Origin of the sequence: Pseudomonas sp. SD17-1 (assembly GCF_029201585.1) — a bacterium.
In the GTDB taxonomy this organism is placed as follows: Bacteria; Pseudomonadota; Gammaproteobacteria; order Pseudomonadales; family Pseudomonadaceae; genus Aquipseudomonas; species Aquipseudomonas palmensis.
The window spans coordinates 4,526,001-4,546,060 of sequence record NZ_CP104044.1 but is presented as its reverse complement, the minus strand read 5'-3'; the positions used below and the strand labels follow the sequence as shown (position 1 = coordinate 4,546,060).

The 20,060-nt window shown below is 64.4% G+C and carries 20 protein-coding genes; 15 read left to right on the top strand and 5 right to left on the bottom strand.

Annotated elements, in window-relative coordinates; all coding sequences use genetic code 11:
• Nucleotides 1-23: 23 nt before the first annotated feature.
• A complete protein-coding gene (locus tag N0B28_RS20665; protein WP_254996570.1) occupies nt 24-965 on the bottom strand; it encodes a folate-binding protein YgfZ in 942 nt (313 codons plus the stop codon).
• 134 nt (nt 966-1,099) lie between these two features.
• Between N0B28_RS20665 and N0B28_RS20660 the strand changes: the two genes are divergently transcribed.
• Both N0B28_RS20660 and N0B28_RS20655 read left to right on the top strand, forming a co-directional pair.
• Nucleotides 1,100-1,357, top strand: a complete 258-nt coding sequence (locus N0B28_RS20660; RefSeq protein ID WP_043862035.1) for a succinate dehydrogenase assembly factor 2 — start codon at nt 1,100-1,102, stop codon at nt 1,355-1,357.
• The gene (locus tag N0B28_RS20655) at nt 1,341-1,793 is read left to right on the top strand and encodes a protein YgfX (protein ID WP_058540941.1); all 453 of its coding nucleotides are present in this window, start codon (nt 1,341-1,343) and stop codon (nt 1,791-1,793) included. Before N0B28_RS20660 ends, N0B28_RS20655 begins: the two co-directional genes overlap by 17 nt.
• Here the strand turns inward: N0B28_RS20655 and nadB are convergent.
• The gene (nadB, locus tag N0B28_RS20650) at nt 1,762-3,378 is read right to left on the bottom strand and encodes an L-aspartate oxidase (RefSeq protein ID WP_054914774.1); all 1,617 of its coding nucleotides are present in this window, start codon (nt 3,376-3,378) and stop codon (nt 1,762-1,764) included. The two genes, N0B28_RS20655 and nadB, sit on opposite strands and share 32 nt — an antisense overlap.
• Before the next feature lie 449 nt (nt 3,379-3,827).
• Here nadB and rpoE point away from each other — a divergent pair, with 449 nt between their 5' ends.
• From rpoE to N0B28_RS20630, 4 genes are all read left to right on the top strand, one after another.
• On the top strand, nt 3,828-4,409 hold the full coding sequence (rpoE, locus tag N0B28_RS20645; protein WP_010220971.1) for an RNA polymerase sigma factor RpoE: 582 nt from the start codon (nt 3,828-3,830) through the stop codon (nt 4,407-4,409).
• Nucleotides 4,410-4,440: 31 nt separating this feature from the next.
• Nucleotides 4,441-5,034: an RseA family anti-sigma factor gene (locus N0B28_RS20640; protein WP_275728436.1), complete on the top strand. Its 594-nt coding sequence runs from the start codon at nt 4,441-4,443 to the stop codon at nt 5,032-5,034.
• 12 nt (nt 5,035-5,046) lie between these two features.
• The gene (locus tag N0B28_RS20635) at nt 5,047-6,012 is read left to right on the top strand and encodes a MucB/RseB C-terminal domain-containing protein (RefSeq protein WP_100633577.1); all 966 of its coding nucleotides are present in this window, start codon (nt 5,047-5,049) and stop codon (nt 6,010-6,012) included.
• Nucleotides 6,013-6,261: 249 nt separating this feature from the next.
• Nucleotides 6,262-7,692, top strand: coding sequence for a DegQ family serine endoprotease (locus N0B28_RS20630; protein WP_043862030.1), 1,431 nt, complete (start codon nt 6,262-6,264; stop codon nt 7,690-7,692).
• A 71-nt stretch (nt 7,693-7,763) separates the two neighbouring features.
• Here N0B28_RS20630 and N0B28_RS20625 read toward each other — a convergent pair whose 3' ends face one another.
• Entirely contained in the window at nt 7,764-9,047 is a 1,284-nt protein-coding gene (locus N0B28_RS20625) for a hypothetical protein (RefSeq protein WP_196933238.1), read from the bottom strand.
• Between the two features lie 178 nt (nt 9,048-9,225).
• Between N0B28_RS20625 and lepA the strand changes: the two genes are divergently transcribed.
• From lepA to pdxJ, 7 genes are all read left to right on the top strand, one after another.
• Nucleotides 9,226-11,025 (top strand): translation elongation factor 4, encoded by a 1,800-nt coding sequence (gene lepA, locus N0B28_RS20620; RefSeq protein WP_043862028.1) that lies wholly within the window; start codon nt 9,226-9,228, stop codon nt 11,023-11,025.
• Nucleotides 11,026-11,030: 5 nt separating this feature from the next.
• On the top strand, nt 11,031-11,885 hold the full coding sequence (gene lepB / locus N0B28_RS20615; RefSeq protein WP_043862027.1) for a signal peptidase I: 855 nt from the start codon (nt 11,031-11,033) through the stop codon (nt 11,883-11,885).
• A gap of 96 nt (nt 11,886-11,981) precedes the next feature.
• Nucleotides 11,982-12,122 carry a hypothetical protein gene (locus N0B28_RS20610; RefSeq protein WP_156326207.1) on the top strand — a complete coding sequence of 47 codons (141 nt, stop codon included), beginning with the start codon at nt 11,982-11,984 and terminating at the stop codon, nt 12,120-12,122.
• Nucleotides 12,119-12,808, top strand: a complete 690-nt coding sequence (gene rnc / locus N0B28_RS20605) for a ribonuclease III (protein WP_043862025.1) — start codon at nt 12,119-12,121, stop codon at nt 12,806-12,808. Before N0B28_RS20610 ends, rnc begins: the two co-directional genes overlap by 4 nt.
• The gene (era, locus tag N0B28_RS20600) at nt 12,801-13,703 is read left to right on the top strand and encodes a GTPase Era (protein ID WP_043862024.1); all 903 of its coding nucleotides are present in this window, start codon (nt 12,801-12,803) and stop codon (nt 13,701-13,703) included. The genes rnc and era overlap by 8 nt, the downstream gene beginning before the upstream one ends.
• A gap of 57 nt (nt 13,704-13,760) precedes the next feature.
• Nucleotides 13,761-14,444, top strand: a complete 684-nt coding sequence (gene recO / locus N0B28_RS20595) for a DNA repair protein RecO (RefSeq protein WP_043862023.1) — start codon at nt 13,761-13,763, stop codon at nt 14,442-14,444.
• A 44-nt stretch (nt 14,445-14,488) separates the two neighbouring features.
• Nucleotides 14,489-15,232, top strand: coding sequence for a pyridoxine 5'-phosphate synthase (gene pdxJ / locus N0B28_RS20590; protein WP_054914771.1), 744 nt, complete (start codon nt 14,489-14,491; stop codon nt 15,230-15,232).
• An 82-nt stretch (nt 15,233-15,314) separates the two neighbouring features.
• On the opposite strand, the gene N0B28_RS20585 is transcribed toward pdxJ, so the two are convergent.
• Together N0B28_RS20585 and N0B28_RS20580 are read right to left on the bottom strand one after the other, a co-directional pair.
• A complete protein-coding gene (locus tag N0B28_RS20585; RefSeq protein WP_043862021.1) occupies nt 15,315-16,694 on the bottom strand; it encodes a heavy metal sensor histidine kinase in 1,380 nt (459 codons plus the stop codon).
• Nucleotides 16,691-17,365 carry a heavy metal response regulator transcription factor gene (locus tag N0B28_RS20580; RefSeq protein WP_043862020.1) on the bottom strand — a complete coding sequence of 225 codons (675 nt, stop codon included), beginning with the start codon at nt 17,363-17,365 and terminating at the stop codon, nt 16,691-16,693. Before N0B28_RS20580 ends, N0B28_RS20585 begins: the two co-directional genes overlap by 4 nt.
• 191 nt (nt 17,366-17,556) lie before the next feature.
• Here N0B28_RS20580 and N0B28_RS20575 point away from each other — a divergent pair, with 191 nt between their 5' ends.
• Together N0B28_RS20575 and N0B28_RS20570 are read left to right on the top strand one after the other, a co-directional pair.
• The gene (locus N0B28_RS20575) at nt 17,557-18,807 is read left to right on the top strand and encodes a TolC family protein (protein WP_054914770.1); all 1,251 of its coding nucleotides are present in this window, start codon (nt 17,557-17,559) and stop codon (nt 18,805-18,807) included.
• A gap of 27 nt (nt 18,808-18,834) precedes the next feature.
• Complete coding sequence (locus tag N0B28_RS20570; RefSeq protein ID WP_275728418.1) at nt 18,835-20,055, top strand: efflux RND transporter periplasmic adaptor subunit; 1,221 nt, start codon at nt 18,835-18,837, stop codon at nt 20,053-20,055.
• The last annotated feature ends 5 nt before the right edge of the window (nt 20,056-20,060 follow it).

Genomic DNA, 20,060 nt, shown 5'->3' with positions numbered 1-20,060 from the left:
CACACGCGGCGGGGCAGGTGGGCTCAGCGCTGGATTTCGCGATCGCGGTCCAGTTCGTAAGGCAGGCTCAGCAGTTCCAGGCGCGGGCCCTCGGGGCTGCCCAGGTGCAGGTTGTCGTCTGCTACCGCATCGGCAGTCAGCACCGCCAGCAGCTCGCTGCCCTGCGCGCTCGTGGCGGCCAGCACCACCTCACCCACCGATGAGGCATGGGTAGGGGAGAACACCTCGGTGCCAGGGGGCGGAGCAGTACCCTCGGCCAGGGCCAGGCGATACAGGCGACGCTTGAGTTTGCCCAGGTACTGCATGCGCGCGACGATTTCCTGCCCGGTATAGCAACCCTTCTTGAAGCTGACGCCACCCACGGCCTGCAGGTTGATCATCTGCGGGATGAACAGTTCGCGGGTCTGGGCCATCACCTGGCCGATACCGGCGCGGATCTGCCCCAGCAGCCAGGCGTCCAGCGGGCCTTCGTCGAGGTGCTCGGCCAGTTGCTCGCGTACGGCTGCGGCCTGTTCGGCCGGTACCCACAGTTCGGTGCGGCCCGGCGATACGGCAATTGCGAACAGGGGGTCGTGCCGGCTGATGGCGCCATCTTGCGTCGGCGGCTCGATGCCCAGCGCCTGCAACGCCTTGTCGCCATGCTGCAGGCCGAAGCGCGCCCAGGCACTGCTCTCGTCGGTGAGCCTGGCCTTGGAGAACACGGCGTACTTCTTCAGGTCGGCCAGTTGCGGCTCGAGCAGTTCGTGGGTCATTGCCAGCACGAAGCCGTCGGCGTGGGGCACGATGCGAAAGCTCGACTGCATGCGCCCCTTGACCATGCAGCGCGCGCCGAGGCTGGAGGTGTGCTCGTCGAGGTAATTGATGTTGCAGGTCAGTTGACCTTGCAGAAACTTGCCGGCGTCAGAGCCGCGGACGGCGAGGACGCCCTCGTGGGACAGGGGGCAGAAAAAAGCGGAGTCGGCCATGGGTCTTCGCAGGTAATCAGGACTGGGGGTCATCATAGAGTGCTGTCGGCAAAATAGGTAGCCGACCTAGACCAACGCCTTGTGCCGTTCACAGGCTCGGCCTGTATACTGGCGGCCAATTTGAGGAGGGCTCCATGGTCGTCGAACAATCTGAACTCAACCGGCTCTTCTGGCATAGCCGCCGCGGCATGCTGGAGCTGGACGTGCTGCTGGTGCCGTTTACCCAGGAGGTCTACAGCACCTTGAACGACGTCGACCGCGCGCTCTATGTCCGGCTGCTGACCTGTGAAGACCAGGACATGTTCGGCTGGTTCATGGAACGCAGCGAGTCCGACGACCCTGAGCTGCAGCGCATGGTGCGCATGATCCTGGACCGTGTCCAGCCCAAGTGACCGCTTCGAGTGTCGCTGGCAGGGCTCGCGGGTCCTGCTGGCGGCCTACCTCGCATGCCAGTTGCTGGCGCTGATCGCGCTGTGCCTGCTGGCCATTTCGCTATACATGACCCTGCTTGGCCTGGCGCTTTGCCTGGCACACGCAGCCTGGGTCGTGCCCCGGCATATCCTGCTTACCCACCCGCGTGCCGTCACCGGCCTGCGCCGTGATCCTTCTGGCTGGCACCTGTTCAGCGCGGCCACGGGCTGGCAGCAGGTGCAACTGCGCCGCGACAGCCTCGCCTTGCCCGCCCTGGTAGTGCTGCGTTATCGCCGGCCGGGGCGGCTGTTCAGCCAGAGCCAGTGCATCGCCCCCGATGCGCTGGAACCGGTGCTGCACCGGCGCCTGCGCTTGCGGTTGAAGTTCAGTCGGCGTAGGTGGGCGGCCGTAGAATAGTGTCCAGAGCTTCGGGCAGCATGTCCGGGTAGTCCAGGGTGTAGTGCAGGCCCCGGCTTTCCTTGCGCTGCATGGCCGAGCGGATCATCAGCTCCGCTACCTGGGCAAGGTTCCTCAGCTCGATCAGGTCGCGGCTGACCTTGTAGTTGCTGTAGAACTCGTCGATTTCGTCCAGCAGCAGACGTACCCGGTGCTGGGCGCGCTGCAGGCGCTTGCTGGTGCGCACGATGCCGACGTAGTCCCACATGAACCGGCGCAGCTCGTCCCAGTTGTGCGCAATGATCACATCTTCGTCCGAATCGGTGACCTGGCTGGCATCCCAGCAGGGCAGGGCCTGGGGCATGGCCACGCTGTCGAGCCTGGCGAGGATGTCGGCTGCCGCCGAGCGGCCGTAGACGAAACATTCGAGCAGCGAGTTGCTGGCCATGCGGTTGGCACCGTGCAGGCCGGTGAAGCTGGTTTCGCCAATGGCATAGAGCCCCGGTACGTCGGTCTGGCCGTGGTCGTCGACCATCACGCCGCCACAGGTGTAGTGCGCCGCCGGTACCACCGGGATCGGCTGGGTGGTGATGTCGATACCGAAGGTGAGGCAGCGTTCGTACACGGTCGGGAAGTGGCTTTTGACGAACTCCGCAGGCTTGTGGCTGATGTCCAGGTACACGCAGTCGACGCCCAGGCGCTTCATCTCATGGTCGATGGCGCGGGCCACGATGTCGCGCGGGGCGAGTTCGGCGCGCGGGTCGAAGCGCGGCATGAAGCGCTCGCCGTTGGGCAGCTTGAGCAGGGCGCCTTCACCGCGCAGTGCTTCTGTGATCAGGAAGCTCTTGGCCTGCGGGTGGTACAGGCAGGTGGGGTGGAACTGGTTGAACTCCAGGTTCGCCACCCGGCAGCCGGCGCGCCAGGCCATGGCGATCCCGTCGCCGCAGGCGCCGTCCGGGTTGCTGGTATAGAGGTAGACCTTGGCCGCCCCGCCGGTGGCCAGCGCGGTGAAGCGGGCGCCAAAGGTGTCGACCTCGCCGCTGGCACGGTTGAGCACATAGGCTCCCAGGCAGCGCTCGCCGGCCTGGCCCAGGCGCCGTTCGGTGATCAGGTCGACCGCCACGCGCTGTTCCAGAAGCTCGATGTTCGGGCGCTGGCGGGCCTGCTCCAGCAACGTGGTGAAAATCGCCGCGCCAGTGGCGTCGGCCGCGTGGATGATGCGCCGGTGGCTGTGGCCGCCCTCGCGGGTCAGGTGGAACTCGAAGCCGCGTTCATCGACGCCGGCCTGTTCGTCACGGGTAAACGGCACGCCCTGGTCGATCAGCCACTGGATCGCCTCGCGACTGTGCTCGACCGTATAGCGCACCGCGTCTTCATGACACAGCCCGCCGCCGGCATTGAGCGTATCCTCCACGTGGGACTGTACCGTGTCGGTGTCGTCGAGCACGGCGGCAACACCGCCCTGTGCCCAGAAGGTCGAGCCGTTGGCCAGCTCGCCTTTGCTCAGTACGGCGATGCGCAGGTGCGCCGGCAGGTTCAGGGCCAGGCTCAGGCCGGCGGCACCGCTGCCGATCACCAGAACGTCATGTTGGAATTGTTGGCTCATGTCAGGGATATCCGAGCGAGGCGACCACTAGTATAAGGACGGGGGTATCGGCACAATAGTCAGGTGTTTATGGCATTGTGAAACTATCGTGAAACGGGCTGGGTTGCCTTTATAACAGCCTCGAGGGCCTGATTTCCATGACGTGCGGTGCGACCTGATGCTTGCATGTGGGAACTTTCCTGGAACCCTGCCTATCCATAGAAGGTTGCCTGCATGCCAGGACGCGGCGGCGACGGGAGGCCTGGGGCTGATATCGGCTCTGCCTGCGTACACGAGACCAGAATATTGACGCAGCCGGCCGTGACCGTGCTGCGTTTTTCGTGCGAGCCGTTCAAGGGCCGCAGGAAACTTGCTTGGAGGGGAGAACTTTTGCGAAAAGCCCGAGTCTATGGTTGCAAGCCTGAACGATGGCCGCTGCAGCACTCCTCCAGGTCCACCGAGGAGTGTTCATGCTAACCCAGGAAGAGGATCAGCAGCTTGTCGAGCGCGTGCAGCGTGGCGACAGGCGAGCGTTTGATCTGTTGGTGCTGAAGTATCAGCACAAGATTCTCGGGTTGATCGTGCGTTTTGTGCACGACACCCATGAAGCCCAGGATGTGGCACAGGAAGCGTTCATCAAGGCTTACCGTGCGCTTGGCAATTTCCGTGGCGACAGTGCGTTTTATACCTGGCTGTACCGCATTGCGATCAACACGGCGAAAAACTATCTGGTATCCCGCGGTCGACGGCCGCCAGACAGTGATGTCAGTTCCGAGGATGCGGAATTTTACGATGGCGATCATGGCCTCAAGGATCTCGAGTCACCAGAGCGCGCGCTGTTACGAGATGAAATCGAGGGCACCGTCCACCGAACCATCCAGCAGCTGCCAGAAGATTTGCGTACGGCGTTAACTTTACGTGAATTCGATGGTCTGAGTTACGAGGACATTGCGAGCGTCATGCAGTGTCCGGTGGGTACCGTGCGCTCTCGAATTTTCCGCGCTCGGGAGGCCATAGATAAAGCCCTGCAGCCGTTGTTGCAGGAAACCTGAGACAGCGGCGACAGCCAAGAGAGGAACCGCCATGAGTCGTGAAGCTTTGCAGGAATCGCTGTCCGCGGTGATGGATAACGAAGCGGACGAACTGGAGTTGCGTCGGGTATTGAATGCCGTCGACGACAATGAAACCCGTGCCACCTGGTCGCGTTACCAGGTTGCCCGAGCAGCGATGCACAAGGAACTGCTGCTGCCAAAACTGGATATCGCCGCCGCGGTCAGTGCCGCACTGGCTTACGAAGCCACGCCGTTCAAGGTTGCCCGTGGTCCATGGCGCAGCCTGGGTCGTCTGGCTGTTGCAGCTTCGGTGACCGTTGCAGTACTGGCAGGTGTGCGCCTGTACAACCAGGACGACATCAGCGGTGCCCAACTGGCTGCCCAGCAGCCTGTGCAGCAAGGCGTGACTGTACCTCAGGTGCAAGGCCCGGCAGTACTGGCAGGCTACACCGAGAGTGCCGAACAGCCGACCGGCCCAATGGCAAATGGCGTGCTGCAAGGTCAAAGCGGCTGGCAGGACGAACGTCTGCCGGGCTACCTGCGCCAGCATGCTCAGGAAGCCGCCGTGGAAGGGACTGAAAGTGCTCTGCCTTATGCCCGTGCGGCCAGCCTGGAAAATCGCTGAGTAAGGAGGATCATGCGCGCGCCAACTCTACTACCGCTCTTGCTCGGAGGATGTCTGTCGGTGCCGGCCCTGGCCGCCAACTCCTCCACTGATGCCGCAGACTGGCTCAACCGTCTGGCCAAGGCCGAGCAGCAGCAGAGTTATCAGGGTACTTTCGTCTACGAGCGTAACGGCAGCTTTTCCACCCATGACATCTGGCATCGGGTGCAGGAGGGCAAGGTTCGTGAACGCTTGTTGCAACTCGATGGCCCAGCCCTTGAGGTTGTGCGGGTAGATGGACGTACCCAGTGCGTGAGCGGCGCCCTGGCCCGCGGAGTGGGCAATGCGGCGCAGTCTTCGCCCCGTGTACTGGACCCCTTGAAGCTGATGAACTGGTACGACCTGAGTGTGGCAGGGCGCTCCCGGGTGGCCGGTCGCGAGGTCGAGATCATCACCCTCAGGCCGCGCGATCAGCATCGTTATGCCTTCGAGCTGCACCTGGATCGACAGTCGGGTTTGCCCCTCAAGTCGTTGCTGCTCAACGACAAGGAGCAACTGCTGGAGCGCTTCCAGTTCACCCGGTTGGAGACCGACAAGGCGCCGGACGATGCCCAACTGCAGCCCAGCAGCAACTGCAAGGCGGTGGCCCAGGCCACTCAGCAGGTTGCCGAGGCCGCATCGGGATGGCGTTCCGACTGGTTGCCACCCGGCTTCGAGCTGGTCAACAGCGCGGTACGCAAGGATCCGGAGCACAAGAGCACCGTCAGCAGCCTGATGTACGATGATGGCCTGGCACGCTTCTCGGTGTTCCTGGAGCCGGTTGCAGGCAATTCGGGCATCGACGCCCGTACCCAGCTTGGCCCGACGGTCGCGGTTTCGCGCCGGCTGACCACGCCCAAGGGGGATGTGGTGGTCACTGTGGTAGGTGAGATCCCCATCGGTACTGCCGAGCGGGTCGCCTTGTCGATGCGTGCCCAAGACGCCCACGCCAGCCAATGACGAGCCACAGGTAATGCGTTGATGATCGATGGGCCGCCAAGGCGTTGACATGATTCGTAAGCCTTCGAATTTGCAAAATTCTCCAGATTTATCTATAGGTCAGTTCTTTCGGGGGCTGGCCTTTACTGCTGTTGCAGCATCAACAATGCCGATCCACCGAGCCTGGTCGCAGCCTTTCGAGGATGTTGCCGGGCTTTGTGCGTTGGCTGGTCCCTACTGCTTAACCACGCTCGTTGTGACGGGAGCCGTATGTCAATACCTCGCTTGAAATCCTATCTGTCGCTGTTCGCCGCCGTGCTCATGCTCGGGCAGGTGCTCAACGCCCAGGCCGAAGCCCTGCCTGATTTCACCACCCTGGTCGAGCAGGCCTCGCCGGCGGTGGTCAACATCAGTACCAAGCAGAAGCTGCCTGATCGCAAGTATGCTGCGGGTCAGATGCCAGACCTCGAAGGCCTGCCGCCGATGTTCCGCGAGTTCTTCGAGCGCAACATGCCGCAAGCCCCGCGCTCACCCCGTGGCGATCGTCAGCGCGAGGCCCAGTCGCTGGGTTCGGGCTTCATCATTTCGGCCGACGGCTACATCCTCACCAACAACCACGTGGTGGCCGATGCCGATGAAATCATCGTGCGCCTGTCCGACCGCAGCGAACTGCAGGCCAAGCTGGTCGGCACCGACCCGCGTACCGACGTGGCATTGCTGAAGGTCGATGGCAAGAACCTGCCCACGGTCAAGCTGGGCGACTCCGAAAAGCTCAAGGTGGGTGAGTGGGTACTGGCCATCGGTTCGCCGTTCGGCTTCGATCACTCGGTGACCAAAGGTATCGTCAGCGCCAAGGGCCGCACCCTGCCCAACGACACCTACGTGCCGTTCATCCAGACCGACGTTGCGATCAACCCGGGTAACTCCGGTGGCCCGCTGTTCAACATGAATGGCGAAGTGGTCGGCATCAACTCGCAGATCTTCACCCGCTCGGGTGGCTTCATGGGCCTGTCGTTCGCTATCCCGATCGATGTTGCACTGGATGTTTCCAACCAGCTGAAAAAGGACGGCAAGGTCAGCCGTGGCTGGCTGGGCGTGGTGATCCAGGAGGTCAACAAGGACCTGGCCGAATCCTTCGGCCTGGACAAACCGGCCGGCGCGCTGGTGGCCCAGGTGCTGGAAGATGGTCCGGCAGCCAAGGGCGGCCTGCAGGTGGGCGACGTGATCCTGAGCATGAACGGTCAGCCGATCGTCATGTCGGCTGACCTGCCGCACCTGGTCGGTGGCCTGAAAGATGGCGCCAAGGCCAAGCTGGAGATCATCCGCAACGGCAAGCGCCAGAACCTGGACGTGACCATCGGTGCACTGCCCGATGAAGATCAGGACGTGACCACCGGTGCCAATGGCGGCGTCGAGCGCAGCAGCAACCGCCTGGGCGTATCGGTAGCCGACCTGACCGCAGAGCAGAAAAAGACTCTGGAGCTCAAGGGCGGCGTGGTCATCAAGGAAGTGCAGGATGGTCCGGCCGCGATGATCGGCCTGCGTCCCGGTGACGTCATCAGCCACTTGAACAACCAGGCCATCCTTTCGGCGAAGAACTTCACCGAAATCGCCAAGGAACTGCCGAAGAACCGTTCGGTGTCGATGCGCGTGCTGCGTCAGGGCCGTGCCAGTTTCATCACCTTCAAGCTGGCCGAGTAAGGCCTGACCGAGAAGGTCGCGGTAAGAAAAAGCCCGACGCCGATGCGTCGGGCTTTTTCATGGGCGCGCAGTCAATTGCGAAAGCGTGCCAGAAGACCGGAGAAACCCCATGCGTGCTGGCTGTTCAAGCCAATCAGTGTGGCGGCGGGCGTCATTGCGACGGCGATCATCTTTCTGTCCTTGGGGTAGTCCTGGAAGGCGATACCTTGGTTGCCAAAGGCAGTATCCAGTCGGCCATGGACTGTATAGCGGGCACGGTAGATGCGCTGACCGCCCAGGCCAAACACCACCAGCTTGCCGTCCTGGTGCAGCGCTGCGGCTTCCCATTCGTCTTCGGTGTGCGTGTTGAAGGTCAGCACCGTCGGGTTGCCGTGGTTATAGGTCGCGTCCCTCACACCTTCGGCATCGAATTGCCAAGTCATGGCGTTGGTGTCTTCGGGGCGCTCGCCGGGCAGGTTCCCCGCGACGATCAGGTGGCCATCGGGGCGTTGAATCAGCGTGTTGAAGCGGATGTTGGCGTTTCGACGCGGAGCAAGCCAGCGGAGCCAGCGCGGCAACCAGCGCAGCCAGCGCGACAGCGGGGATTCATACAGCTTGAAACCGTATCGGTCGCCAAAGGACGGGTCGGGTGTGCCGTCGTTTCTGAAGCGTGCGATGAAGCCTCGGGTCTCAGGCCCGTTGCGCAAGGTTCCGGCAACGAGAAATGTACTTTCCTGCGCAATGACATTGGCGATCTGCACCGTCCCGGAAGGATGCGTGATCTCGATGAACTGACCGCTCGGGAAACCGGCATTGCCGGCAAGATCCAGTCGATAGACGCAAGCATGGGTAGCCAGCCAATCCGACTCCAGCGTAGCACTGGCGAGCAGGTGTCCGGCCCGCAGCTGGAGTGACGTGGAATGCAGCTTCAGATGAAGGCTGTTGTCCTGATCCAGGGCAAGGTAACCGTGGGGGGAGGCATAGCTGGTGTCCAGCGCGCCCTGCGCGTCGAAACGTGCCACCACCAGTCTGTGGGGCTTGCCGGCGCTGTTCACCCATCCCAGCATCCATATCTTCGCGTTGGCATCGACGACGATGGCTTCCGCGCCCGATTCGGCCACCGGGTCGAATGTTCCGAACACTATCCCTTTGTTGCCGAACGTCGGGTCCAGATCACCTTTATCATCGAAGCGAAGCAAGGTATAGCGGGACTGCTCGTGGTCCCCGGTCAGGCCACACACGGTGATTGTGTCATCGTGTATTGCCACATCAGTGATGAAACGATCGGTGTCCGCAATTTGCGGTAGGGAGCGCTCGCCGTTGTCACCAAAGCTCGTATCGGGGCTTCCGGGGACTGCTGGTTGAACATGTGCCATGGCCATTTCTCCGTCTGGTGCCCTATATTCGGGTCTGCGCGAGCGGCCATCTACTGACAGAAATATCAGGCACCATGAAACTGGAGGGGCGGGCGTGGCGGCTGGCCCCTTCATAAGGTACAATTCCCGGCTATTTTTCGGCGGGCGTTCGCCCCGCAGCCTTTTTGAGTGTTGACCCGTGAGTGATTTGAGTCATATCCGCAATTTCTCCATCATCGCCCACATTGACCATGGCAAGTCGACCCTGGCCGACCGTTTCATCCAGATGTGCGGTGGCCTCACCGCGCGCGAGATGGAAGCGCAGGTACTTGACTCCATGGACCTCGAGCGCGAGCGCGGGATCACCATCAAAGCCCATAGCGTTACCCTGTATTACAAGGCGAACGACGGCATCACCTACCAGCTGAACTTCATCGACACCCCCGGCCACGTCGACTTCACCTATGAAGTCAGCCGTTCGCTGGCCGCCTGCGAAGGCGCGCTGCTGGTGGTCGATGCCGGCCAGGGCGTGGAGGCCCAGTCGGTCGCCAACTGCTACACCGCCATCGAGCAGGGCCTGGAGGTCATGCCGGTACTGAACAAGATGGACCTGCCCCAGGCCGATCCGGACCGCGTCAAGGACGAGATCGAGAAGATCATCGGCATCGACGCCACCGACGCCGTGGCCTGCAGTGCCAAGAGCGGCATGGGCGTGGACGAGGTGCTCGAGCGCCTGGTGCAGACCATTCCGGCCCCTACCGGCGACATCGATGCACCGCTGCAGGCGCTGATCATCGACTCCTGGTTCGACAACTACCTGGGCGTCGTGTCCCTGGTGCGCGTGCGCCATGGCCGGGTCAAGAAGGGCGACAAGATTCTGGTCAAGTCCACCGGCAAGGTGCACCTGGTCGACAGCGTGGGCGTGTTCAACCCCAAGCACACCGCCACCGCCGACCTCAAGGCCGGCGAAGTGGGCTTCATCATCGCCAGCATCAAGGACATTCACGGTGCACCGGTCGGTGACACCCTGACCCTCAGCTCCACGCCCGACGTGGAAGTGCTGCCAGGCTTCAAACGTATCCAGCCCCAGGTATATGCCGGCCTGTTCCCGGTCAGTTCCGAAGATTTCGAAGATTTTCGTGACGCGCTGCAAAAGCTGACCCTGAACGACTCGTCGCTGCAGTACCTGCCTGAGAGCTCCGACGCACTGGGCTTCGGCTTCCGTTGCGGCTTCCTCGGCATGCTGCACATGGAGATCATCCAGGAGCGCCTGGAGCGCGAGTACGACCTGGACCTGATCACCACCGCGCCGAGCGTGATCTTCGAGGTCAAGCTCAAGACCGGTGAAACCATCTACGTCGACAACCCGTCCAAGCTGCCGGACGTGTCGTCGGTGGAAGACTTCCGCGAGCCGATCGTGGCCGCCACCATCCTCGTGCCGCAGGAGCACCTGGGCAACGTCATCACCCTGTGCATCGAGAAGCGTGGCGTACAGCGCGACATGCAGTTCCTCGGTTCCCAGGTGCAGGTGCGCTACGACCTGCCGATGAACGAAGTGGTACTGGACTTCTTCGACCGCCTCAAATCCACCAGCCGCGGCTATGCTTCGCTGGACTACCATTTCGACCGGTATCAGTCGGCCAACCTGGTCAAGCTCGATGTACTGATCAACGGCGACAAGGTCGATGCCCTGGCATTGATCGTGCACCGTGACAATGCGCACTACAAAGGCCGCGCGTTGACCGAGAAGATGAAGGAACTGATCCCGCGGCAGATGTTCGATGTGGCAATCCAGGCCGCCATTGGCGGGCAGATTGTGGCGCGTACCACTGTCAAGGCGCTCAGAAAGAACGTACTGGCCAAATGCTACGGTGGCGACGTTAGCCGTAAGCGCAAGCTGTTGGAAAAGCAGAAAGCCGGTAAGAAACGCATGAAACAGGTGGGCAACGTGGAAATTCCACAGGAAGCCTTCCTCGCCGTGCTCAGGTTGGATAGCTAGGTCCTATGTCACTAAATTTCCCGCTGTTGCTAGTCATCGCCGTTGCCGTGTGTGGACTGCTGGCCCTGATCGATCTGCTGTTCCTGGCCCCGCGCCGGCGCACGGCGATCAACACCTATCAGGGCAGCGTCAGCCAGCCCGAGATGGCGGTGGTCGAGCAGTTGAACAAGGAGCCGTTGCTGGTCGAGTACGGCAAATCGTTCTTCCCGGTGCTGTTCATCGTGCTGGTGCTGCGCTCGTTTCTGGTCGAGCCGTTCCAGATCCCTTCGGGGTCGATGAAGCCGACCCTGGAAGTGGGCGACTTCATCCTGGTGAACAAGTTCTCCTACGGCATCCGCCTGCCGGTGATCGACAAGAAGGTCATCGAGGTCGGTGACCCGCAGCGTGGCGATGTGATGGTGTTCCGCTACCCGAGCGACCCGAACGTCAACTACATCAAGCGAGTGGTCGGCCTGCCGGGCGACCAGGTGCGCTACACCAGCGACAAGCGTCTGTTCGTCAACGGCCAGCCGATTGCCGAGCAACTGGTCGGCAGCGAGCCGGGCACCCTGGGCAGCGCCGAGCTGTACAAGGAGAAGCTGGGCGAGGCCGAGCACCTGATCCGCAAGGAGATGAGCCGCTATCGCATGCCGCCGGACCAGCAGTGGGTGGTGCCTGCCGGGCACTACTTCATGATGGGCGACAACCGCGACAACTCCAACGACAGTCGCTACTGGGATGACCCCAACATTCCCAAGGAACTGCTGGGCATGGTTCCCGACAAGAACATCGTCGGCAAGGCCTTCGCCATCTGGATGAGCTGGCCAGAGCCCAAGCTCAGCCACTTCCCGAGCCTTTCGCGGGTTGGCCTGATCAAGTAACACCCTAACGGCGCTGTCCTTCGACAGCGCCGAATGCTTTTCTGGCATAGGCTGTACAAGGGCGTCCACAAGACGCGCCCCGGCCGGACGTCAGGCATGAACAAAACCGTCTTTCAGGATTTGCATTTGAACAACGCGTTAACCCCGTCGGCTTCGAGCCGGACAGAACTGTGTGAGCCCGGCGCCCTGGCGCCGCTGCTGAAAATCGACCACGAACAGCGCGTGGGTACACTGTGAGCGTTTCCTTGAGCCGCCTCGAGCGCCAGCTCGGCTACACCTTCAAGAACCAGGAGCTGATGCTGCTGGCCCTCACGCATCGCAGCTTTGCCGGCCGCAACAACGAACGGCTGGAGTTCCTTGGTGATGCGATCCTCAACTTCGTCGCCGGCGAGGCCCTGTTCGAGCGCTTCCCCCAGGCCCGCGAGGGCCAGCTGTCGCGCCTGCGCGCCCGCCTGGTCAAGGGTGAAACCCTGGCCGTGCTGGCCCGCGGTTTCGACCTGGGCGAGTACCTGCGCCTGGGCTCGGGCGAGCTGAAAAGCGGCGGGTTCCGGCGCGAGTCGATCCTGGCCGATGCCCTCGAGGCGCTGATCGGTGCGATCTACCTGGACTCGGACATGCACACCGCACGCGATCGCGTGCTGGCATGGCTGGCCGGTGAGTTCGAGAGCCTGACCCTGGTCGACACCAACAAGGACCCGAAAACCCGCCTGCAGGAGTTTCTGCAGTCGCGGGCCTGCGAACTGCCCCGCTACGAAGTGGTGGATATCCAGGGTGAACCCCATTGCCGGACGTTTTTCGTCGAATGCGAAGTGACCCTGTTGACTGAAAAAAGCCGAGGGCAGGGCGTGAGCCGGCGTATCGCCGAGCAGGTCGCGGCCGCCGCAGCACTGATCGCCCTGGGCGTGGAGAATGGCAATGACTGAACAGAACACTACCCGTTGCGGCTACGTGGCCATCGTCGGCCGCCCCAACGTGGGCAAGTCGACGCTGCTCAACCACATCCTCGGGCAGAAGCTCGCGATCACCTCGCGCAAGCCGCAGACCACCCGCCACAACATGCTCGGTATCAAGACCGAAGGTGATGTGCAGGCGGTGTACGTCGATACCCCCGGCATGCACAAGGGCAACGAGAAGGCGCTCAACCGTTACATGAACCGTACCGCCTCGGCGGCGTTGAAAGACGTCGACGTGGTGATCTTCGTGGTCGATCGCACCAAGTGGACCGACGAGGACCAACTGGTGCTCGAGCGCGTGCAGTACGTGCAGGGCCCGGTGATCCTGGCCATCAACAAGACCGACCGCATCGAGGACAAGGCCGAGCTGATGCCGCACCTGCAATGGCTGCAGGAGCAACTGCCCAACGCCGAGATCGTGCCGGTCTCGGCGCAGCACGGGCACAACCTCGATGCCCTCGAAGCACTGATTGCCAAGCACCTGCCGGAAAACGAGCACTTCTTCCCCGAAGACCAGATCACCGACCGCAGCAGCCGCTTCCTGGCTGCCGAACTGGTACGCGAGAAGATCATGCGCCAGCTCGGCGCCGAGCTGCCGTACCAGATCACCGTCGAGATCGAGGAATTCAAGCAGCAGGGCAACGTGCTGCATATCCATGCACTGATCCTGGTCGAGCGTGACGGCCAGAAGAAGATCATCATTGGCGACAAGGGCGAGCGCATCAAGCGCATCGGCACCGAGGCGCGCAAGGACATGGAGCTGCTGTTCGACGCCAAGGTCATGCTGAACCTGTGGGTCAAGGTCAAGGGTGGCTGGTCCGACGACGAGCGCGCCCTGCGTTCGCTGGGCTACGGCGACCTCTGATTGCCCTGGCCCGACACCGGCCGGTGTCGGGCCCACCTCTTCGTGAAGCGCTGAATCATGGACATGCCAGACGGCCAACCGGCCTTCGTGCTGCACAGCCGGGCGTACCGTGAAACCAGTGCGCTGGTCGACTTCCTTACCCCCCAGGGGCGCCTGCGCGCCGTGCTGCGTCGTGCGCGCGGCAAGGCCGGCAGCCTGGCGCGTCCGTTCGTGCCGCTGGAGGTGCAGTTCCATGGGCGCGGCGAGCTCAAGAATGTCGGTCGCATGGACAGCGCAGGCGTGGCGGTCTGGCTCAACGGCGACGCGCTGTTCAGCGGGCTGTACCTCAATGAGCTGCTGATTCGCCTGCTTCAGGCCGAAGACCCGCACCCGGTGATGTTCGAGCAATACGCTGCCACCTTGCAGGCACTGGGCGCGGGGCGCCCGCTGGAGCCGTTGCTGCGTGCCTTCGAATGGCGCCTGCTGGACGAGCTGGGGTATGGCTTTGCGCTTGAGCACGACATCAATGGCGATCCGCTGGTGGCCGATGGCCTGTACCGCCTGCAGGTGGACGCGGGCCTGGAGCGGGTGTACCTGGTGCAGCCAGGCTTGTTCAGTGGCGCGCACCTGCTGGCCATGGCCGAGGCCGAGTGGTCGATGCCGGGCGCGCTGGGCGCGGCCAAGCGCCTGATGCGCCAGGCGCTGGCGGTGCACCTGGGCGGGCGCCCGCTGGTCAGCCGGGAACTGTTTCGCAAGCCTTGATCACGACGTATGCTGTGAGGCTCAATTTTCAGGAGAGTCTCTTCGTGACCACCAGCAACCGCATCCTCCTTGGCGTGAACATCGACCACGTGGCGACCCTGCGCCAGGCCCGTGGCACGCGATATCCGGACCCGGTCAAGGCCGCGCTGGACGCCGAAGAGGCGGGTGCCGACGGCATCACCGTGCACTTGCGCGAAGACCGCCGGCATATCCAGGACCGTGACGTGCTGGTACTGAGCGAGGTGCTGCAGACGCGCATGAACTTCGAGATGGGCGTCACCGAAGAGATGATGCAGTTTGCCGAGCGCATTCGCCCGGCGCACATCTGCCTGGTGCCCGAGACACGCCAGGAACTGACCACCGAAGGTGGCCTGGACGTGGCGGGGCAGGAGGCGCGGATCAAGGCGGCGGTGGAGCGCCTGTCGCGCCTGGGGTCGGAGGTGTCGTTGTTCATCGATGCCGACGAGCGCCAGATCGAGGCCTCGCGCCGCGTCGGCGCGCCGGCGATCGAACTGCACACCGGGCGTTACGCCGATGCGCAGACCCCGGCCGAGGTGGCCGAAGAGCTCCAGCGCGTGGCCGATGGCGTGGCCTTCGGCCTGGCCCAGGGGCTGATCGTGAATGCCGGGCATGGCCTGCACTACCACAACGTCGAGCCGGTGGCGGCGATCAAGGGCATCAACGAACTGAACATCGGCCATGCACTGGTGGCCCATGCGTTGTTCGTGGGCTTCAAGGGTGCGGTCAGCGAGATGAAACAGCTGATTCTGGCAGCCAGCAACCGCTGAATGCGTCGTGACCTTCGCCGGCAAGGCCGGCTCCAACAGGCGCTGCGATTCCTGTAGGAGCCGGCCTTGCCGGCGAAGCCGCCTAGCCAAATATCAGACTGAAGCGCGTAGGCCCCTGCGCCGCGCTGGTCACCTCCACCTGCCCACCATGTACCTGCATGATCGACTGCACGATGGCCAGCCCCAGCCCCGTGCCGCCCTCTACCCGCGAGCGCCCGCAGCCCACCCGGTAGAACCGCTCGAACAGGTGCGGCCAGTGCACCGCCTCGATCCCCGGCCCCTCGTTGCGCACCCAGCATTGCACGCCCCGTGCGCTCTGCTCGATGCCGATTTCCACCAGGCGGCCCTCGGGGCTGTGGCGAATTGCATTGCTCAACAGGTTCGACAGCGCCCGCTGCAGCATCAGCCGGTCGCCCTGCACCGTGCCCCAGCCGCTGACCTTCAGGGTGATCGCCTTGCATTCGGCGCTCAGCGCGAACAGCTCCACCACCCGTTGCGCCTCGTCGGCCAGCGCCACCGGCTTCAACGCCAGTTGCTGACGCGGCGCGTCCACCTGGGCCAGGAACAGCATGTCGGTGATGATCCGGTTCAGGCGCGTCAGCTCCTCGATGCTGTCCTCCAGCGCCACCCGGTAATCCTGCGCCGAGCGCACCCGTGACAAGGTCACCTGGGCCCTGCCCATCAGGTTGCTGATCGGCGTGCGCAGTTCGTGCGCCAGGTCATCGGAAAACTGCGACAGACGCTGCACGCCGCCATCCAGCCGGTCGAGCATCACGTTGATGCCGCGCGCCAGGGCACTCAGTTCCTGGGGCAGCTTGTCCTCGGGCAGGCGGTGGCTCAGCTCCTGCGCCGACACCTGGGCGGCAATCCGCCGGAACCTGCGCAGCGGCAGCAGACCACGCTGCACCAGCTTCCAGGCGGCAATGCCGATCAGCAGCAACAGCAGTGGCAACGCCAGCAACGTCGAACGCAGGTAGGCCTGCAGCAGGCCGAGGTCGTCGGCCCGGTTCAGCGTCAGCAGTACCCGCACCGGGGTGCCGTCACGCAGGGTCATCAGGCGCGCGGCGGTCATCAGGCGGGCCTCGGCGCTGTCCTGCCATTCGCTGTAGCCCAGCGCTGTCCCGGCCGCGATACGCCGCAGCGGCTCGGCCTCCACTGCAGGCCCCAGGCTCAACAGGGCCGGGTGGCGTCCGGTCTGGGCGATGATGTTCAGGCTCAGGTCGTCGTGGCCCATCACCAGGTCGAGCAGGGGGTGGGCGCGCGAGCCCAGGTCGCTGGCCTTCAGGTCCACTCCCAGGCTGTGCTCGATCTGCTCCATCTTGCGTGCCAGCACCTTGCGGGCGCGGTTGTCCAGTTCGTGGTCCAGCGCCAGTACCGCCAGGCTCGCCAGCAGCAGCACCAGCGCCGCGCCCATCAGGCTGACGCTCAGGCCCAGGCGCAACGACAGTCGTGCCGGTTTCATTCGCGCGCTTCCAGCACATAGCCCACGCCGCGCAGGGTGTGGATCAGCTTGTCTTCGAAGGGGTCGTCGATCTTGGCCCGCAGGCGCCGGATCGACACCTCCACCACGTTGGTGTCGCAATCGAAGTTCATGTCCCACACCAGCGAGATGATCTGCGTGCGCGACAGCACCTCGCCGCTCTGGCGCATCAGCAGGTGCAGCAGGGCGAACTCCTTGGCCGTCAGGTCGATACGCTGGTTGCGCCGGTAGGCGCGGTGGCGGCTGGGGTCCAGCTCAAGGTCGGCGACCCTGAGCGTGGCCGGCGCCAGGTTCTGCTCGCTGCGCCGCAACAGGCTGCGAATGCGTGCCAGCAGTTCGGGAAATTCGAACGGCTTGAGCAGGTAGTCGTCGGCGCCCAGGTCCAGGCCCTTGACCCGATCCGAGAGCCGGCCGTGGGCGGTCAGCATCATGATGCGGGTCGAGGACTCCGCTCGCAGGCGTTGCAGCACGCTCCAGCCGTCGAGCTGCGGCAGGTTGACGTCGAGGATGACCAGGTCGTAGGCGTGCTGGCGGGCCAGGTGCAGGCCGTCAATGCCGGTGGCGGCGCAGTCGACGATGTAGCCGTTCTCGCTCAGGCCCTGCTGCAGGTACTCGGCGGTACGGACTTCGTCTTCGATGATCAATAGGCGCATGGGGTACTCGCGGCGTGCAAAACGGCAATTCTCAACCCTTGAGTCACTTCAGGGTCAAGGCGTGTCGCGCATGGTAAGCCAAGCCGGTCCTGAGCGGCGCTGGATAACAGATTTGTAATCCTGGGGTCATGTTGACGATAAAGCCCGCTCCCTAAAGTGCCCGCTTCGAAATGGGCGCGGGGGATTCACGCATGACGTGCAGGCACAGGCTTCATCCACAGCGCGTGGCGCGGCTGGCGGCGCTGGCCGGGGTGCTGCTGGGGCTTTCGACAGCGCTGCAGGCGAGCGTGCTGACGCTTGATGCCGCCTTGCGCACCGCGCAGGACAACAACCCCGAGCTTGCCGCGGCGCGCTGGGGCACCGAGATCGCCCTGGGCGAACGCAACCAGGCCGGCCTGCTGCCCAACCCGGAGTTGAGCTGGGAGCAGGAAGATACCCGCCGCGGCTCGCAGACCACCACCGTCAGCCTCAGCCAGCGCCTGGAACTGGGCGGCAAGCGCGGTGCGCGGGTGGAGGTGGCCCAGCGCGAGCAGGCCCTGGCGGCGCTGGAACTGGAACGCCAGGGCAATGCCTTGCGCGCCGAGGTGCTGGCTGCGTTTCATGCCGCCGTGCAGGCCCAGGAACGGCTGCAACTGGCCGAGCAGTCGCTGCGCCTGACTGAGCGTGGCCTGCAGGTGGTGCAGGGGCGGGTGCGGGCCGGCAGCGCTTCCCCCATCGAAACCACCCGCGCGCAGGTGCAGGTGTCCGAGATGCGCCTGGAACGAGGCCGTGCCCAGCAGGCCGTGGCCGTGGCCTATCAGCAACTGGCCAGCGTGACGGGGGCGCCGCAGGCGGGGTTCGAGCGGGTGGCAGGCATGCCGTCCGACGCCCTGACCCCAGCCGAGGGCGACACGCTGCTTGCCCGCCTCGAGCGCACGGCCGAGCTGCGCCTGGCCCGCCTGCAGATCGAGCAGCGCGAGGCTGACCTGGGGCTGGCTCGCAGCCAGCGCATCCCCGACCTCACCGTCAGCCTGGGTAGCCAGTACAGCGAGGCCGACCGCGAGCGCATCAATGTGGTCGGGGTGTCGATACCGCTGCCCTTGTTCGATCGCAACCAGGGCAATGTGCTGGCGGCGGCGCGGCGTGCCGATCAGGCCCGCGACCTGCGCAACGGCGCCGAACTGCGGGTGCGCAGCGAAGTGGTGCAGGCGCTGGCGCAGTGGCAGGTGGCTGCGGGCGAGGTACAGGCCTTCGACCGCTCGATACTGCCGGCGGCGCAGCAGGCGGTGGACGCCGCCACGCGGGGTTTCGAGCGCGGCAAGTTCAGCTTTCTCGAGGTGCTCGACGCCCAGCGCACGCTGGTGGCGGCGCGCACCCAATACCTGGCGGCGCAGGCCCAGGGCAGCGATGCGCGAGTCCGCCTGGAACGACTTTTCGGCGACCTGGCCACCGCCAGCCGCTGACCCCCGACGATTTGCCGAGGAATGTGCATGAACAGCAAAACCATCACGCTGGTGGCCGTCACCCTGACCCTGGGCGTTGGCCTGGGGGTTGTGCTGGGTCACCAGATGAATGCGCCGCAGGCCTCCCACGCGGCGCATGCCGAGGCGGGCCATGGCGATCAGGAAAAGGGCCATGGCGACGACGCCCATGGCGAGGAAGGCCATGGCGAAGAACAGCAGGAGGGCCACCTGACCCTGAGCGACGAGCAGATCCAGGTGGCCGGTATCGAGCTGGCCACCGTGGCCCCGCGCACCTTGAGCCGCAGCCTCGGCCTGCCGGGCGAGATCCGCTTCGACGAGGACCGTACCGCGCACCTGGTGCCGCGTGCGGCCGGGGTGGTGGAATCGGTGGCCGTGGTGCTCGGCCAGCAGGTCAAGGCCGGGCAACTGCTGGCGGTGATCGCCAGCCCGCAGATCTCCGAGCAGCGCAGCGAGCTGGCGGCCAGCCAGCGGCGACTGGAACTGGCGCGCGGCACCTTCGCCCGCGAGAAAGACCTGTGGCAGGAGGGCATCTCTGCCGAACAGGACTACCTGCAGGCGCGCCAGGCCCTGCAGGAAGCCGAGATCGCCGCCACCAATGCCCGGCAGAAGATCAGCGCGCTGAGTGGCAGCGTGGTGCTGGCCGGCGGCAACCGCTATGAGCTGCGTGCACCGTTTGACGGGCAGGTGGTGGAAAAGCACCTGGTGCCGGGCGAAGTGGTCAGCGAGAGCAGTGCGGCCTTCACCTTGTCCGACCTGTCGCGGGTGTGGGCAACCTTTGGCGTGGCCCCGCGTGACCTGGCCAGGCTGCGCGTCGGCATGCCGGTGACGGTGCTGGCCAGTGAACTGGGCGAGCAGGCCAGCGGCACGGTCAGCCATGTGGGCAGCCTGCTCGGCGAGCAGACCCGCACCGCCACCGTGCGGGTCACCCTGGACAACCCTCGCGGCGCCTGGCGCCCCGGCCTGTTCGTGGCAGTGCGGGTGGCTACCGAACGCCTGGACGAGGCGCTGGCGGTACCGGAGGCCGCGCTGCAGACCCTCGAAGAGCAGCCCACCGTGTTCGTGCGCAGTGCAGAGGGCTTCACCGCCCAGGCGGTGACCCCGGGTGTGGTGGCCGACGGCTTCGTGCAGATCAAGGCGGGCCTGCAGGCCGGCCAGCAGGTGGCGGCACAGGGCAGCTTCATCCTCAAGTCGGAGCTGGGCAAAGCCAGCGCCGAGCATTCCCACTGAGCCCC